Annotated in this window: 17 protein-coding genes and 1 pseudogene; 5 read left to right on the top strand and 13 right to left on the bottom strand. The window is 69.1% G+C overall.

Annotated features, from left to right (window positions below; translation table 11 throughout):
• Positions 1 to 94: 94 nt before the first annotated feature.
• Positions 95 to 613 carry a hypothetical protein gene (locus tag ACFSKW_RS07330; RefSeq protein WP_379570501.1) on the top strand — a complete coding sequence of 173 codons (519 nt, stop codon included), beginning with the start codon at positions 95 to 97 and terminating at the stop codon, positions 611 to 613.
• A gap of 231 nt (positions 614 to 844) precedes the next feature.
• Here the strand turns inward: ACFSKW_RS07330 and ACFSKW_RS07325 are convergent.
• Positions 845 to 1,099 (bottom strand): annotated as a pseudogene (locus ACFSKW_RS07325) (tyrosine-type recombinase/integrase); the annotation flags it as partial.
• Positions 1,100 to 1,207: 108 nt separating this feature from the next.
• Positions 1,208 to 1,486 carry an antibiotic biosynthesis monooxygenase family protein gene (locus ACFSKW_RS07320; protein ID WP_379570499.1) on the bottom strand — a complete coding sequence of 93 codons (279 nt, stop codon included), beginning with the start codon at positions 1,484 to 1,486 and terminating at the stop codon, positions 1,208 to 1,210.
• Between the two features lie 158 nt (positions 1,487 to 1,644).
• Between ACFSKW_RS07320 and ACFSKW_RS07315 the strand changes: the two genes are divergently transcribed.
• Together ACFSKW_RS07315 and ACFSKW_RS07310 are read left to right on the top strand one after the other, a co-directional pair.
• Positions 1,645 to 2,292, top strand: coding sequence for a TetR/AcrR family transcriptional regulator (locus ACFSKW_RS07315; RefSeq protein WP_379570497.1), 648 nt, complete (start codon positions 1,645 to 1,647; stop codon positions 2,290 to 2,292).
• A 150-nt stretch (positions 2,293 to 2,442) separates the two neighbouring features.
• Positions 2,443 to 3,045 (top strand): class I SAM-dependent methyltransferase, encoded by a 603-nt coding sequence (locus tag ACFSKW_RS07310; protein WP_379570495.1) that lies wholly within the window; start codon positions 2,443 to 2,445, stop codon positions 3,043 to 3,045.
• A 67-nt stretch (positions 3,046 to 3,112) separates the two neighbouring features.
• Here ACFSKW_RS07310 and ACFSKW_RS07305 read toward each other — a convergent pair whose 3' ends face one another.
• A complete protein-coding gene (locus ACFSKW_RS07305) occupies positions 3,113 to 4,453 on the bottom strand; it encodes an FAD-binding oxidoreductase (RefSeq protein ID WP_379570493.1) in 1,341 nt (446 codons plus the stop codon).
• 29 nt (positions 4,454 to 4,482) lie between these two features.
• Positions 4,483 to 4,959: a carboxymuconolactone decarboxylase family protein gene (locus tag ACFSKW_RS07300; RefSeq protein ID WP_379570491.1), complete on the bottom strand. Its 477-nt coding sequence runs from the start codon at positions 4,957 to 4,959 to the stop codon at positions 4,483 to 4,485.
• Positions 4,960 to 5,208: 249 nt separating this feature from the next.
• Between ACFSKW_RS07300 and ACFSKW_RS07295 the strand changes: the two genes are divergently transcribed.
• Complete coding sequence (locus ACFSKW_RS07295; RefSeq protein WP_379570489.1) at positions 5,209 to 6,138, top strand: RNA polymerase sigma-70 factor; 930 nt, start codon at positions 5,209 to 5,211, stop codon at positions 6,136 to 6,138.
• 126 nt (positions 6,139 to 6,264) lie between these two features.
• Here the strand turns inward: ACFSKW_RS07295 and ACFSKW_RS07290 are convergent, their stop codons facing one another.
• The 3 genes from ACFSKW_RS07290 to ACFSKW_RS07280 form a co-directional block, all read right to left on the bottom strand.
• Entirely contained in the window at positions 6,265 to 6,738 is a 474-nt protein-coding gene (locus ACFSKW_RS07290) for a GNAT family N-acetyltransferase (protein ID WP_379570487.1), read from the bottom strand.
• Positions 6,739 to 6,876: 138 nt separating this feature from the next.
• Complete coding sequence (locus ACFSKW_RS07285; RefSeq protein ID WP_379570485.1) at positions 6,877 to 7,773, bottom strand: RNA polymerase sigma-70 factor; 897 nt, start codon at positions 7,771 to 7,773, stop codon at positions 6,877 to 6,879.
• A gap of 295 nt (positions 7,774 to 8,068) precedes the next feature.
• Complete coding sequence (locus tag ACFSKW_RS07280) at positions 8,069 to 8,893, bottom strand: SDR family oxidoreductase (protein WP_379570483.1); 825 nt, start codon at positions 8,891 to 8,893, stop codon at positions 8,069 to 8,071.
• Positions 8,894 to 9,189: 296 nt separating this feature from the next.
• Between ACFSKW_RS07280 and ACFSKW_RS07275 the strand changes: the two genes are divergently transcribed.
• Positions 9,190 to 9,675, top strand: coding sequence for a recombinase family protein (locus ACFSKW_RS07275; RefSeq protein WP_379570481.1), 486 nt, complete (start codon positions 9,190 to 9,192; stop codon positions 9,673 to 9,675).
• A 153-nt stretch (positions 9,676 to 9,828) separates the two neighbouring features.
• On the opposite strand, the gene ACFSKW_RS07270 is transcribed toward ACFSKW_RS07275, so the two are convergent.
• The 6 genes from ACFSKW_RS07270 to ACFSKW_RS07245 all read right to left on the bottom strand — a co-directional run bounded on the left by ACFSKW_RS07270 (position 9,829) and on the right by ACFSKW_RS07245 (position 13,815).
• A complete protein-coding gene (locus tag ACFSKW_RS07270; RefSeq protein ID WP_379570479.1) occupies positions 9,829 to 10,263 on the bottom strand; it encodes a VOC family protein in 435 nt (144 codons plus the stop codon).
• Entirely contained in the window at positions 10,260 to 10,763 is a 504-nt protein-coding gene (locus ACFSKW_RS07265) for an SRPBCC family protein (RefSeq protein ID WP_379570477.1), read from the bottom strand. Before ACFSKW_RS07265 ends, ACFSKW_RS07270 begins: the two co-directional genes overlap by 4 nt.
• A gap of 47 nt (positions 10,764 to 10,810) precedes the next feature.
• Positions 10,811 to 11,155, bottom strand: a complete 345-nt coding sequence (locus ACFSKW_RS07260; RefSeq protein WP_379570475.1) for an ArsR/SmtB family transcription factor — start codon at positions 11,153 to 11,155, stop codon at positions 10,811 to 10,813.
• Positions 11,152 to 11,613 carry an SRPBCC family protein gene (locus ACFSKW_RS07255; RefSeq protein WP_379570473.1) on the bottom strand — a complete coding sequence of 154 codons (462 nt, stop codon included), beginning with the start codon at positions 11,611 to 11,613 and terminating at the stop codon, positions 11,152 to 11,154. The genes ACFSKW_RS07260 and ACFSKW_RS07255 overlap by 4 nt, the downstream gene beginning before the upstream one ends.
• A gap of 163 nt (positions 11,614 to 11,776) precedes the next feature.
• A complete protein-coding gene (locus tag ACFSKW_RS07250; protein ID WP_379570471.1) occupies positions 11,777 to 13,093 on the bottom strand; it encodes an FtsX-like permease family protein in 1,317 nt (438 codons plus the stop codon).
• The gene (locus ACFSKW_RS07245) at positions 13,090 to 13,815 is read right to left on the bottom strand and encodes an ABC transporter ATP-binding protein (protein ID WP_379570469.1); all 726 of its coding nucleotides are present in this window, start codon (positions 13,813 to 13,815) and stop codon (positions 13,090 to 13,092) included. The genes ACFSKW_RS07250 and ACFSKW_RS07245 overlap by 4 nt, the downstream gene beginning before the upstream one ends.
• Positions 13,816 to 13,845 lie beyond the last annotated feature (30 nt).

The raw sequence follows: 13,845 nt of genomic DNA, 5'->3' as shown, positions 1-13,845 counted from the left end.
GTGGCACGACGACCAGGAGAACTCCTCCCCGGGACGGTGCGCGACTCCGGGACGTTATCCGGTACATCGCGATGGACGTTGCGCGGCGGCCGGCATGAGCGCCGCGCCGAAGATCACCGCCCTGCGCGGTGGCGGCGTCAGCCTCGTCGCGGCCGCCGACGCCTTCCTGGCCACCCCGCGCACCGCCAACCCCAACACCCACCGCGCCTACGCCTCGGCCATCGACCGCACCATCGAGCGACTCGGCCGCGACCGGCCGCTGGCCGAGGCCACTGACGCGGAGGTCGGCCATGCGCTTGCCGAGCTGTGGGGGGCGAGCGCGCCGGCGACCTGGAACCGCAACCGCGCCGCCGTCACCTCCTGGCTGACCTGGTGCCAGACCAAGAAGCACTGGGCCGCCCCGTCGGTCCCGGCCGAGGCCGAACGCCGCAAGGAGAACGCCGACGAGACCCGCGCGGTGGCCAAGACGACGATCCATCGGCTGCTGTCACGCCGCGACATCCCCCTTCGCGAGCGGGCGCTCTGGAGAATGCTCCTCGGCCATCGCCTCCGGGGTGGGTGGCGTCGTTCGCCGCGCCAGCCACCTCGTCGGGCTGTGATTCGGCGGGTGTGATCGCTTCCCGGACGCCGTCCAGGACGTCTCCGAACACGCCCAGCAGCCGCTCGGACTCCGCCCGATGAATCTCCCGCAGCGCCTCCAGCTGGTCGCGGCCCTTTTATGGATCGTTGCGATCCGCTTGCAGAACATCGTCACCACGTCGTCACGGACCCCGGTCCGCACCGTGTGGAGCAGGCTGACGATCAACGTGAGGGCGATGGCTTCGGCGCCGGGTTTGACGTAGCGCATGGCGGTGCGGGGGTTCTTGTGCCGGGTCTTGCCCATGATGAGCTGTAGGGGGACTTCGGCTTCGCCGAGGTGGGTGGCGGCGCTGTGGCGCAGCTGGTGCAGGTCGAGGCCGGCGTACTTGTCCAGTAGGACGCGGGCGCGGTCGTAGCCGAGGCGGGCGCGGCCGGTGTGTGGGCAGATGTCGCTGGCGGCGGGTCGGCGGGCGGGGACCGGGCGGCGTTCGGACAGGAACAGCGGGCCGTGCGTGCGCATGCTGCCGTCCGGTAGCCGCAGTAGCCGGGGCAGCAGGTGGGCGGTGCCGCTGTCCCAATACACCCACTCGGAGGCGCCAAGTTCGGGCGGAAGGTGCGCGGCGCGGGATCAGGCCGCCACGAGCCGGATGATCTCGCGGGGGCGTGACTCTCGCTCGTCGTAGGCCAGGTCCAGCCCTGCCGCCTGCACGGCCGTCAACGACGCGGCGAACGCCTCCTCGGACTCCCACCGCACAATCGAGATCACGGCGTCTTCGGACAGCCAGCATTCGGCCGAAAGGCATCCCGGTGTCCGCCGGAATTCCTCGGCGACCTGGTGGACGCGCGAGACGAACTCCTCGCGGTACGAGGCGTGCGGGTAGTGGCTGGCGACCATTCCTACCTTCATGGTGCTCTCCTTGCGTTTCTCTGTGCCTGGATCGCGGATCGCCGGCGGGCGCCTGAGCCGTACCAGCCGGCGACGGCGCCCTCCGTTGAAGCCCCGGAACTGCGGCGCTGTGGAGCAATGTAACCTACATACATGTCTGTAGGTAAAGTGGGGCGACGATGACGGCGAAACCGCACAACACCCGCCAGAAACAGGCAGACCGGCGCGCCAGGACCAGAAACGCTCTGCTGGAAGCGGCAGCGCGCGGGCTGTCCACCTACGGATACGGCAACCTGGTACTGGAACGCGTCGCCGCCGAAGCCGGCTACACCCGGGGCGCCCTGTACCACCTGTTCGCCAACAAGGAGGACCTCGCCCTCGCAGTCGTCCAATGGGTCGAGGAGACCTGGGACGCCGAGGTCGGCCGGCCCGCGGCCCTCGAAAGCGACCCCGTCGTCGCGCTGCTGGCCATGGCCCGCGGCCACGCCGTCTACTGCCGCCGCGACGTGGCCCGCGTCATGCGAACCCTGCGTGTCGAATTCACCGGGCAGGACCATCCGGTCGGCCGCGCGCTCACCCGCGTCTTCGACCGGCTCCTCACCGACTGCGCCGACCGGATCGCCGCCGGACGCCACAACGGCACGATCCCGCCCGGCCCCCCACCCCACCAGACGGCACTCGCCTACCTCGGCACCATGGAAGGACTCGTCAGCAATCTCGCAGGCCATGCCCCCTACGACGTCGAACTCGCCGACAGGGCCGTGCGAGGCGTGCTCGGGCTACCACCCGCCCCCACCCCGAGCGGCCCCACGACCCGCCCGGGCTGAAGATCGGCGCGCTGTTCGGGGGAGGTTCCGGGCGGGCTTGCTCGTATTGCCAACTGCCTAGCGTTATCCCGAAGCGGCACTGGGCGAGCCGCGCGGCTGTGACGCACGGTCCGGCGCTGGGCGGCTTCCTGCGTCCTGCAGGATGATCACATGACAGTGGAGAACGGCAAGCGGTGGAACCACAACATCCACTACCACCCCCGCATCCTGGGCGCGGTCCCCGATGGCGCCCGGCATGCCCTCGATGTCGGCTGTGGCGAGGGCATGCTCACCCGCGAACTTCGGCAGGCCGTACCGCACGTCACCGGCATAGACCTCGACGCGCTCAGCATCGACCAAGCTCGCGAATATCCGGACGAGGTCGAATACGTCCTCGGCGATTTCCTCACCCACCCCTTCGAACCCGCCTCGTTCGACCTCGTCGCGTCGGTGGCCACCCTGCACCACATGGACGCCGCCGCCGGCTTGGCCCGCATGCGTGATCTGCTGCGTCCCGGCGGCGTCCTGGCCATCGTCGGCTTGGCCCGTAGCGCGATGCCCAACGACCTCCCGCACGACCTGGCCGGCGTCGTCGTCGGTACCGTCCATCGCGCCGTGAAGGGCCACTGGGAGCATCCGTCCCCCACGGTGTGGCCGCCGCCAGTGACGTACCCGCAGATGCGGGGGTTGGCCGCCGAGATCCTGCCCGGCTCCGAGTACCGTCGTCACCTCCTGTTCCGTTACAGCATCACCTGGCGCAAACCGCAGGACTGAGCAGGCCGGCCGGCCCCGTCCAGGAAACGGCCGGGGCGCCTCAGACGGCTTTACCTGTGCCGCAGGCCTACTGAGGCCGGACGTTGTGGTTGCGGGCGAACAGATTGCCGGGGTCGTACCGACGCTTGACCGCCGCGAGCCGCTCATACGTCTCGGTTGGATAGATCGCGGCGACATCCTCCTCGGTGGCAGAAGCGAGGAAGTTCGCGTAGGCGCCGTTGACGTGAGGTGCGAGCCTCCCCCACAGTGCTTCCAGAGCAGGACGGGCGGCCTCGACGACCGGCTTCGGACCCGCGGTGGTGGTCACGAACATCAACTCCGCCTGGCGATGCGCGTAGGCGGTGGCGTCGTCGGGGATCAGGGATACCGCACCGCCGACGCTGCGAACGGCGATGAACGGCGACCCCTCCGACGCCCCGGCCTCAGCCAGGATCCGAAGGACTTCGGGCACCGATTCCTTGTCGACGAACGCGCTTCGGGTCAGCAACTGGATGCCAGGCGGCGGAGTCGCGCCATCCACGAGCGTGTCCGCATACGGCTTCAGCGCGACATCGTCGTCGATCACCGTGCCGAGCCGGCGGATCGGGTCGATTGCCCGGGCCGCGAACTCCGGGTCATCGCCGTCAAAGGTGACGTAGATCTCGACCGGCGCTTCGGGCCCGCCGGCGAACGGATTGGCGAAGGACGCGATGGATGTGAGCTCGTCGGGGGCGGCGCGGAGGTAGTCCGCCCACCCCTGGAGAACGGTGGCCGCCTCCGACGCCGGGAAGGCGATCTTGCCGTAGAAGACGTCAGTCGTCGGGTGTGCCACGAACTCGAATGCGGTCACGATCCCGAAATTGCCGCCGCCACCGCGAATCGCCCAGAACAGCTCCGGGTTCTCCTCCGCGCTCGCCCGCACGACCTCTCCGTCGGCGGTGACCACCTCTGCGGCCACCACGTTGTCCAGGGCAAGGCCGTACTTCCTGACCTTCCAGCCGATGCCACCGGTCAAGGTCAGCCCACCGACACCGACGCTCTTGGTGTCGCCCGAGGAGATCGCCAGGCCATGCGGGGCCAGGGCGGCCGCGACCTGACCCCAGGTGGCGCCGCCGCCGATCCGCACGAGGTGACGTTCCTTGTCGATGACCTCCACGTTCGCGAGCTTGCAGAGGTCGATCACGACGCCGTCGTCGTTGGTGCCGAAGCCAGGAAAGCCATGGCCGCCGCCTCGCACGGACAGCACCAGCCCTGCGCCGGCGGCGAATCCGACACCCGCTCGCACGTCCCCGACGCTGATGGGCCGCAGAACGCAGGCCGGACTGCCCGAAGCCAACAGCGAGCGACTGGCTGATTCGTACTCCGCTCCGCCGGGTTCGATGATGTCGCCGCCGAAGTCACGGCGAAGGGTTTCAAGCGCTGAACTCATGATGTTCCTTCCATACAGGAGAATTGGCGTCATCCGAACTGGCCGGGCTGGTAGTCGCCGCCGGGCAGCCGGGTGATGACGCCCAGGCGATTGTTGGCGTTGATCAGGGCGATGAGCAGCACCAGCGCGGCCAGTTGCTCCTCGTCGTAGTAGTTGGCGGCATTCGCCCATGCCTCGTCCGTGACGCCACCGGCCGCATCAGCGATCCGCGTGCCCTGCTCCGTCAGCTCCAGAGCGGCGCGCTCGGCGTCGGTGAACACGGTGGACTCCCGCCATGCCGCGACCAGGTTGACGCGCACGGAGGGCTCCCCGGCGTGCGCGAGGTCCTTGCTGTGGGCGTCGGTGCAGAAGCCGCAGCCGTTGATCTGACTGGCGCGGAGCAGCACCAGGTCCTGGGTCGCGGCCGGCAGCGTCGACTCCTTGATGATCACCCTGCTCGCCGAGGCGATGTACTTCATGGACTTGGCTGCGAGCGGGCTGCCCGAGAGGTTCAAACGGGGCTCCACGATGCATCCCCCTCGTGTTGTTGCGTGTGCTGAACGAACACAAGATGCCGGCGACCCGATCCTTGTGACAGCACGGTTGTGTGACGTGTGCCACACCGTCGGCTCCGCCGGTGATATCCGACGCACCGCTGCTGACGACGCTCCCTCGGCGTCACGGGACGACAAGGTTCGGCCACCGTCTCGGTGTCACAAAACGGCGGGGCCCGGTGTCTGATGGGTGACACAGTCGAGAGTGAACAGGAGCCACCCATGGCCGGCACGTCGCAGACCCCACCCGAAGAGCTCGGCGGGGGCCTGAACAGGGACGACCGCGCGGACTCCGCGACCGAGACGTTCGTCGCCCACCGCAACCTGCTGTTCACCGTCGCCTACGAGCTGCTCGGCTCGGCCGCCGACGCCGAGGACGTCCTGCAGGAGACCTGGTTGCGGTGGGTGGGCGTCGATCTCGACAGCGTGCGGGATCAGCGTGCGTACCTGGTCCGGATCACCACGCGGCAGGCGCTGGGCCGGCTGCGGACGCTGGGCCGGCGCAAGGAGTCCTACGTCGGCCCCTGGTTGCCCGAGCCGCTGCTGACCGCGCCGGACGTGGCCGAGGACGTCGAGCTGGCCGACAGTGTCTCGATGGCGATGCTGGTGGTGCTGGAGACGCTCACACCGACCGAGCGGGCGGTGTTCGTGCTGCGCGAGGTGTTCGATCTGGACTACGACGAGATCGCGGAAGCCGTCGACAAGAGCCCGGCCGCGGTACGCCAGATCGCCCACCGGGCGCGGGCACACGTCGCCGCGCGCCGACCGCGCGGGGTCGTCTCCCCCGCCGAGACCCGCGGCGCGCTGGAGGCGTTCCAACGGGCGGTCGAGACAGGCGATCTGCAACGGCTGCTCGACATGCTCGCGCCCGACGTCGTCCTCCTGGGGGACGGTGGCGGAATCAAGCAGGCCGCGCTGGCACCCGTCGTGGGGGCCGACAGGGTGGTCGAGGTACTGGGCAGGATCGCCGCCACGGCGTCGCTGGAGCCGGCACAGGTCAATGGCCATCCGGCGCTGATCGTCCGGTTCGACGGCGAGATCGACGGCGTCATGGCGGTGCGCATCGACGACGGCCTCATCACCGGGCTCTACGCCGTACGCAATCCAGAGAAGCTGTCGCGCATGGAGCAGGAGACCGCCCTGCGCCGCTGAGTCCGGGCCCCTCGGAAACCGAGGTCCGAGGCCGAGCCCTCTTCAGGTTCCGAGTGCTCCTGCACCCGGTCGGCGCAGCATGGAGACGTCGATCGGGTGCTCCAGCCACCGCCCGTCCTCGGCCCGTCACAGCGGAGCGGTCCACCATTCCGACGCGATGGAAAGCCCGGCCAGGCGGAGCGCCTCGCGTTTCGCCTTGTCGGCGTGGCCGCACACCACCACGACCTGGGCCGCGCCGTGTCTGCGTGCCTCATCCGCGACCTCGCGCAGCAGATCGATGCCGATCGTGGCCCAATCCTGGTCATCGACGACCGCGAAGTCGTCGAGCGTGCACGTCGGTCCGCCTGGGTCGTACACCGGAGGCGAGGGCACGAGCGAGCCGATCGCGAATCCGGCGAAGCCGTCGTCTCGTTCGGCCACCTGGCAGATCACCTTCGGGTCGCCCACCATCGTGGCGAGGAAGGTGGCGTGGCGGGTTCGGGCATCCGCCGCGCGGCGCCAGAAGACCGGCTGGTGCTGTTCGTACCGTTCGCGGCGCCGGGCCATCAGCGCGGCGATCGCCGTCACGTCGCCGGACGAGGCACGCCTGATATCGACCATGATCCCTATCCTAGGGAGGGCAGATCCGCCATCCACGACGCGCCGAACAAAGCATGGCCGGCGTCCAGCCGATCTACCGCCGCCGCGCGCCACCTCGGCGTTGTTCGTGAATACCGGTGGCGATTCCGCCACCGGTATTCATCGCAGGGTGAGCGGGGTCTCGGATGCGATGCGGGTCAGCTTCTGCGGGTTGCGGACGTAGTAGAGGCCGGTGATGCGGGCGTCCTCGACCCGGATCGTCATGACGCCGTCGATCTCGCCGTCCACGTGGAGGAGGAGTGCCGGGTTGCCGTTGACCACGGTGGGCTCGCCGGTGAGCGCGACCTGGGCCTTGACGATGCCGCCGAGGATGAAGCGGGCCACCTTGCCGGCGCCGGTGATGGGCCGCGGCGCGGCCTGCTTGACGCCGCCGCCGTCGCTGATGAGGACGATCTCAGGGGCGAGCACGTCGAGCAGGCCCTGCAGGTCCCCAGCGTCGAGGGCGCGCTGGAACGACTCCAGGGCCGCCCGGGTCTGGCCGGAGGAGACCGTCTCGCGAGGGCGGCGGGCTTCGACGTGCCGGCGGGCGCGGTGGGCGATCTGGCGCACGGTCGCCGGGGTCTTGCCGACGGCGGCCGCGATCTCGTCGTAGCCGACGTCGAAGACCTCGCGCAGCACGAAGACGGCGCGCTCGGTCGGCGACAGCGTCTCCAGCACGAGCATCAGCGCCATCGACACGCTCTCGGCGAGTTCGACGTCCTCGGCCACGTCCGGCGTGGTGAGCAGCGGCTCGGGCAGCCAGGGGCCGACGTAGGCCTCCTTGCGGCGTTTCATGGTGCGCAGCCGGTCGAGCGAGCGCCGAGTGGTGATCCGGACCAGGTAGGCGCGCTGGTCGCGCACCTGCTCCACGTCGACCTTGACCCAGCGCAGCCAGGTCTCTTGCAGGACGTCCTCGGCGTCGGCCGCCGAGCCGAGCATCTCGTAGGCGACGGTGAACAGCAGGGTGCGGTGGGCGAGGAAAGTCTCGGTCGCCTCGTCGGTGGCATGGTCGCTCATATCTCGCCCCTTCTCCTTCGTGGCCGGCACCTGGCTGCCGAAGGCATTCAAGCGTGCATCCACAGCAAGGTTCGTTTTCGTTCGCAGCCGTTCGATCTGACCCACCCGGGACACCGCCCGGCGCACGGCCGTTGTTCAAAGGGCCGCGGATGAACGCGTGTCGTACTTCGGCGCCCCGAATCCCAGCCATGCGGCAGAGCGTCATGCAAAGTGGCCCTGACCGCTGCCGGCTTCGCCGATCTTCCCCTCATCGGTGAACCGCCCGCCCCGCGACGGCGGGTTGACGGCGGGGCGGTCACCAGGCAACAGGGCCAAGGCGATCGACGAAGATCCCGGTCGGCCCGTCGGCGTCGATCATCGCGAGCCTGAGGATCGAGTCGGTGCCCTCGGTGACCGTCAGCTCGCCGGTGTGATGGTTCATGTCAGTGGCGGCGAACTTGCGGTTGGCGACTTCCCCGGGAGTGGCGATGTTGAACTTGATCTCCGGGAGCGCCTGGGCGTACCGGACGGTGATCATGTTCAGCGCCGCTTTCGACGAGCTGTAGGCGAGCTCGTGGAATTTCGAGGAGGGCTGCTCTGGATCGGTCACGACCGTGAAGGAACCGACCGCGCTGGACACCATCACGACCCGCGGATGGTCTGCCGCCTGCAGCAAGGGAAGGAACGCGTGCGTGACCCTGATCGGTCCGTACACGTTGGTGTCGTAGACGGAATGGATCTCGTCGACCGTCGCGTCTGCGGGCGCAACACCCCTTCCCGGCGCGCCGGCGTTGTTGATCAGCACGTCCAGCCGGTCGGTGTGTTCCCGGACGAGCCGTACGGCCTCGGTCACCGACTCGTCCGAGGTCACGTCCAGCGGGACCATGACCACGTTCGCGCCACCGTCGGCCAGCTTGTCGGCAGCCGCCCGTCCTCGACCTTCGTCACGCGAGCCGAGGAAGATCGTCCAACCCTCTTCGCCGAGCCGCCGGGCCGCCTCAAGGCCGAGTCCTTTGTTGCCTCCGGTGATCAACACCGAGGTCTGTTCCGAGTTCTTCATGGGGTTCTCCTTCGCGGCGGGTTTCCAGTGCAGCCCTCGCAGCGTAGCGCACAAACGTGCATTTACTGCACTGGCGTGCAATTACTGCACCAAGGTATACTCATGCCGCGAGCGGCCGTCAAGACGCTCGCCGGCCAACCCGACCGACCAGCGCAAGGGCGCGATGACCAGTGACGATCCAGTCCGTCGCGGCGGACGCGAAGCGCAGCGCCGCCGCACCCGAAAAGCGATCGTCGACGCCGCGGTCCGACTGAGCGCCCGCCCTCATCCAGACCCTGCTGGCATGCTCACCGCAATCGCTTCCCCCGGGTCGCCGACTGATCCGTCTGACCGTCGGTCCGCCGGTCGGCGACACTCCGGAGCCGGCCGCCCGCGCCGTGGCCACCGCCGGATGGAATGGCTGGAACAGGCCTGCGAACGCTTCGCACCACACTGAGCGAGGAGTCTTTTCAGACTCGTCTCTTCAGCGCCTGATCTCGGCCCTCGACCGGATCGGCCGCAACCTGCGCGAGGTCCTCAACCTCGTGCACGAGTTGTCCGAGCGGGGCGTCGGCGTCCGGTCGCTGGCCGACCCGCTGCCCATCAACACCGCCGACGAGGGTATGGGCCGCATCGCCTTCCTCCTCCTGGCCCTGTTCGCCGAGATGGAAAGCACCTTCACCGCCGAACGCGCCGCCCACGCCCGCACCGTCGCCGAAGCCGCCGGACGACAGATCGGCCGCCCGATCGGCCACCCCGAAGACAAGATCGAGTACGCGCGGTTGCTGAAGGCCCAAGGGGACTCCCTCGGCCAGATCGCCGCCAAGACCGGCATCCCCAAGACCTCGCTGCACCGCTACCTTGCCGCTGGGCGGACCGCGTGACCCCGGCGCCGCCGGCCACCGACCCCGACCTGCGCAGAAGGCTCGCGGCGAGCCCACCCGGGTCACGTTCGGCTGGAGCGGCGTTTCCACCTCGACGCGTCCCTGGCACCCTCTCTGACGCAGGTGGGTGCGAGGGCACCGGCGGGAAGACTCCTACCGGTGACCCTCATACATGGAGAGGTCCTCGGTGGTGCCAACCAGCCGGAACACTTGTCCTCCTGGAGCTTGAAAGTACAGGTGCGGATCAGGCACCTCGAGTACCTTGACGCCGAAGTCGACGATTTCCTGCCGCATCTCCTCGACGTCTTCCGCCTTCAACTCCAGGAAGATCGCCTTCAAGAAGTCGTCATCGCTCAGGGCGTGCTCCGCAGCGTAGGTCACACCTTTGTCCGCCTCCTGCCCGTCACCGCTTCCGTAGAGAAACGAAATATGGAAGCCGCCTCCCATTCGAAAGTCGTCCTTGTCGTCCAACTCCCTGGCGAGTTCGCAGCCCAGGACGTCGCGGTAAAACTGCCGGATTCTGTCCCGTTCTGTCCGGCACACTCGAAGCGCCGAATGGTTCCCAAAGATGACCTTTGGCACCATCATGCACGCTCCTGCAGGCGGCGGGCGTTGTCCGCGCTGCCGCCGAACGGCATCCCGCGGCCGGCCTCGACGTACTGACGCAAGCTCTCGAGGAAGTGATCCCAGCCGCGCGTGCACAGCTCGATGCACTCCAGCTCCTGGGTCAGGCCCTGGTGGCGGAACCGGAGTTCGGACGCGCCGCCGCCGACCGGGGTGATGGTGAAGGTCGGACGCGTGCCAACCCAGTCGGGGAGAAAGTCGCAGGAGGTGACGGTCCATTGCACCGAAAACGGCCGCGTCACCTGATCGACATGCATCACGCACGGTTCGGGAGGATCGAAGGAGAACCGGAGTTCGCCGCCAGTGTCGCCAGATCCCATGACGTCTGTCCACCAGGCGGCCAGGCCGGAGGGGGTCGTGAGGGCGTCGAACAGCTTGTCAGGGTGTGCCCGCACATGGATCGTCTTCTGATAGTCCCCGTTGGCCTTGGCGTGCGTTCCGGGGGATGGTTCGGTGTTCGTCATTGGATCGGCTCCTTTCATTCCGCCCCGTTTCACTCGTGGTGATCGGGCTACTCGGTTTTCGGTCGCAGTGCCTGGATCGACTCGGCGATCGTCTTGATGCGACGCAGGCGTGCGTCCCATGCCGCGCCGACCGAGGCCAGTTGCTCGACGGCGCGGGCGAACTGCGCTTCGTTGACGACGTAATGCACCTCGCGGCCGTCCTTGCGGGGCACGACCAGCTCGACGCGCTCCAGGACACCAAGGTGCTTTGCGACCGCTTGGCGCGTCACCGGCAGGAGGCCACTAAGACTCGTCGCCGTGCCGGAGCCGTCGACGAGCAGCAGGTCCAGCAGGCGACGCCGGGTCGGGTCGCCGATGGCCGCCCACAGCCCGTCGTCGATCGTCGGGGTCACGCCCGCACCAAGCCCGCCGCGTACGCCGCCAGGTTCGGCAGGTGCTGGTCCCAGCCGGCACAGTGGCTGCGGTAATGCGCCTCGAGTTGTGCGGCCTCCCAGCCGATCTCCCGGAAGCCGGCCTCGGTCAAGCGCAACAGCGTCCCACGGTCGGCAGGCGCCAGCTCGAACGTCACGAGCAACGAGTTCTGCGAGGTCGCCGGCCGGTCCTGTGGATGAACCCAGCGGAAGACGAACCGTCGCGGCGCGTCCGCCTCGACGACGTGGATCGGCACGACGAGCGTGCCGATCCCGTCCCGCCGCTGCTTGGTCATCCGCCCGGCACCGCCCGACACTGCCGGGAACGACGCGTCAAAGCCCCACCATTGCGCGATGTGCTCAGGCTTCGTGATGACCTCGTAGACCACCTCGGGGGCGGCGTCGATGTGGATCTCACGCGCGATGGTGCCGTACTCCATGAGCCCCTCCTCCGATCAGCAACCATTAGTTGCACTTTAGGCTCGGCGCCCCTGACGTGCAACCATCGGTTGCAGGATTGGGGATTTCATGTCGGCAGACACGGCTGCCTAGCCGGAACCGGACTCATCCGCGCCCCACCATGACGGCATCACGCCTTCAAGGTCAGTCATCGGGCCGAAGCGACCCGTGCCGTGCCTTCCGCGTGGAGGCCAGTGCTCCGGCCAGGCCGCTCATGGCACAGACCAGCACCAGCCCTGCGTACTGTGGCACGGAGTAGGCGAACCACGGCTGGCCGGTTGCGGCCTTGCCGAGCGCGGTGAGCGACGCGGCGGCTATGCCTGTTCCGAGCAGCGTCCCGGCGCACGTCACGGTCAACGTCTCCCAGCACACCATCCTGGTGAGCTGCTGCGGCTTGGTCCCCAAGGTGCGCAGCAGCCGGATCTCCTCGGTCCGCTCGGCCATCGTCATGGCCGTCGCGTTGAGCACCGAGATCACGGTGTAGGCCACCGCCGATCCCACCAGCATCGGGGCCGCCCACGCCGACGGCCCTGTGCGGGTGACGCCCGTCGCCGCGTCGGTAGTCGCCACGGCGAACAAGAAGGTGCAGGCGAGCGCGACGGTCAGCATCACCGGGGACGCGGCCGCCATCGCCCGGCGCGGCTGGGTGACCAGCGAGGACCTGGCCAGCATCCCGGCGCCTGGGTCGAGCCGGGCCACTGCGGCTCCGAGCAGCCAGCCCATCCCTCGCAGCGCGACGGGGCCCAGCGCGGATGCGCCCACGCAGAGCGCCATCGTCGCCCCCAGCCCGGTCGGCACCGCGGCCGTCGCGTTCACCTGCGGCACCAGGAACAACAGCACGAACCCCCCGGCCAGCGCCACCCCTCCGGAGACTGCCCTGGGCCAGGGCAGCAGCCGCCGCTGCGCCGCGCTCTCCCGCAGCACCTCCAGTGGCCCGACGCCTACCGCCTTGCGTGCCGCGGCCCGGGCCGCCAGCAGCGTCACCGCCAACCCGACCACCAGCGCCAGGATGAACGGCCCCATCGTGACCTTCACCGGGACGCCCGTCGGCGCCAACCCGGTCATCCGCATGAACGCCGCCATCGCCGTGGCGTACGGGACGGCCAGCACGCAGCCCGCCGCGCTCGCCAGCACGGCCACCACCAGCGCCTCCGCCGTGATGAGCCGGCTCACCTGCCGCGGCGTCATGCCGATCGACCGCAGCAGCGCCCAGGTCCTGCGCTGGCGCAGCACGTGCAGGCTCAGCATGCCCGCGACCACGAAGACCGACACGAACCCCGACACCGCGGCCGACAGCACCAGCAACCCCATGACGCCGTTCAGCTCGTCGCGCGCTCCGGCGCCGGCGACCACCATGCCGCTGCCGCCCACCAGCATCACAGCCAGGAGCACCGCCGCGAACGAGGCGGCAAAGCCCATCCGATTGGTCCGGACGTTGTTCCAGGCGAGTACGACTGTCACCGGCGGCCGCCCAGCCGCGTACCGATCTGGTCGGCCGAGGGCTTGTCCAGGACGTCGATGATCCGCCCGTCGGTCAGGAACAGCACGCTGTCGGCCCGCGCCGCCGCCTCCGGATCGTGCGTGACCATCACCACCGTCTGGCCGAATTCATCGACCGCCTCCCGCAGCAATGCCAGCACCTCCTGCCCGGTGCGGCGGTCCAGCGCCCCCGTCGGCTCGTCGGCGAACAGCACCTCCGGCCTGCCCAGCAGGGCGCGGGCGATCGCCACCCGCTGCTGCTGGCCACCGGACAGCTGCGCAGGGCGATGCCCGTCCCGCCCGGCCAGCCCGACCCGGTGCAGCAACTCCCGCACGCGTGACGGGTCGGGCCGCCGTCTGGCCAGCCTGCTGGGAAGGATCACGTTCTGCCAGGCGGTCAGCGACGGCACCAGGTTGAAGGCCTGGAAGATGACGCCGATCCGGTCGCGGCGCAGCACCGCCAGTTCCTTCTCCCCCAGGCGGGTGATGTCCTGCCCGGCGATGCGAACCGCGCCCGAATCCGGCCTGTCCAGCCCCGACGCGCACTGCAGCAGTGTGCTCTTCCCCGATCCCGACGGGCCCATCACGGCCGTGAAGCTGCCGCGCGGGAACCCGACACTGACCTGGCCGAGCGCCGCCACCTCGGTAGCACCTTTCCCATATGTCCTGGTCACTCCCTCAAGGACGACCGCATGATCACTCATGATCAGCAGCGTGCCGGAAGAGGTCCGTCA

Origin of the sequence: Nonomuraea mangrovi (assembly GCF_042681425.1) — a bacterium.
GTDB lineage: Bacteria > Actinomycetota > Actinomycetes > Streptosporangiales > Streptosporangiaceae > Nonomuraea > Nonomuraea mangrovi.
Note: the sequence above shows the minus strand (reverse complement) of the source record. Positions and strands in the feature narration are given on the sequence as shown.

Bases quoted from the DNA above. Each gene is read 5' to 3' on its own strand.
- ACFSKW_RS07310 (WP_379570495.1), top strand. From the start codon at position 2,443: ATGACAGTGGAGAACGGCAAGCGGTGGAACCACAACATCCACTACCAC.
- ACFSKW_RS07245 (WP_379570469.1), bottom strand. From the start codon at position 13,815: ATGAGTGATCATGCGGTCGTCCTTGAGGGAGTGACCAGGACATATGGG.
- ACFSKW_RS07320 (WP_379570499.1), bottom strand. From the start codon at position 1,486: ATGAAGGTAGGAATGGTCGCCAGCCACTACCCGCACGCCTCGTACCGC.
- ACFSKW_RS07285 (WP_379570485.1), bottom strand. From the start codon at position 7,773: ATGAGCGACCATGCCACCGACGAGGCGACCGAGACTTTCCTCGCCCAC.
- ACFSKW_RS07290 (WP_379570487.1), bottom strand. From the start codon at position 6,738: ATGGTCGATATCAGGCGTGCCTCGTCCGGCGACGTGACGGCGATCGCC.
- ACFSKW_RS07270 (WP_379570479.1), bottom strand. From the start codon at position 10,263: ATGATGGTGCCAAAGGTCATCTTTGGGAACCATTCGGCGCTTCGAGTG.
- ACFSKW_RS07295 (WP_379570489.1), top strand. From the start codon at position 5,209: ATGGCCGGCACGTCGCAGACCCCACCCGAAGAGCTCGGCGGGGGCCTG.
- ACFSKW_RS07315 (WP_379570497.1), top strand. From the start codon at position 1,645: ATGACGGCGAAACCGCACAACACCCGCCAGAAACAGGCAGACCGGCGC.
- ACFSKW_RS07265 (WP_379570477.1), bottom strand. From the start codon at position 10,763: ATGACGAACACCGAACCATCCCCCGGAACGCACGCCAAGGCCAACGGG.
- ACFSKW_RS07330 (WP_379570501.1), top strand. From the start codon at position 95: ATGAGCGCCGCGCCGAAGATCACCGCCCTGCGCGGTGGCGGCGTCAGC.
- ACFSKW_RS07305 (WP_379570493.1), bottom strand. From the start codon at position 4,453: ATGAGTTCAGCGCTTGAAACCCTTCGCCGTGACTTCGGCGGCGACATC.
- ACFSKW_RS07255 (WP_379570473.1), bottom strand. From the start codon at position 11,613: ATGGAGTACGGCACCATCGCGCGTGAGATCCACATCGACGCCGCCCCC.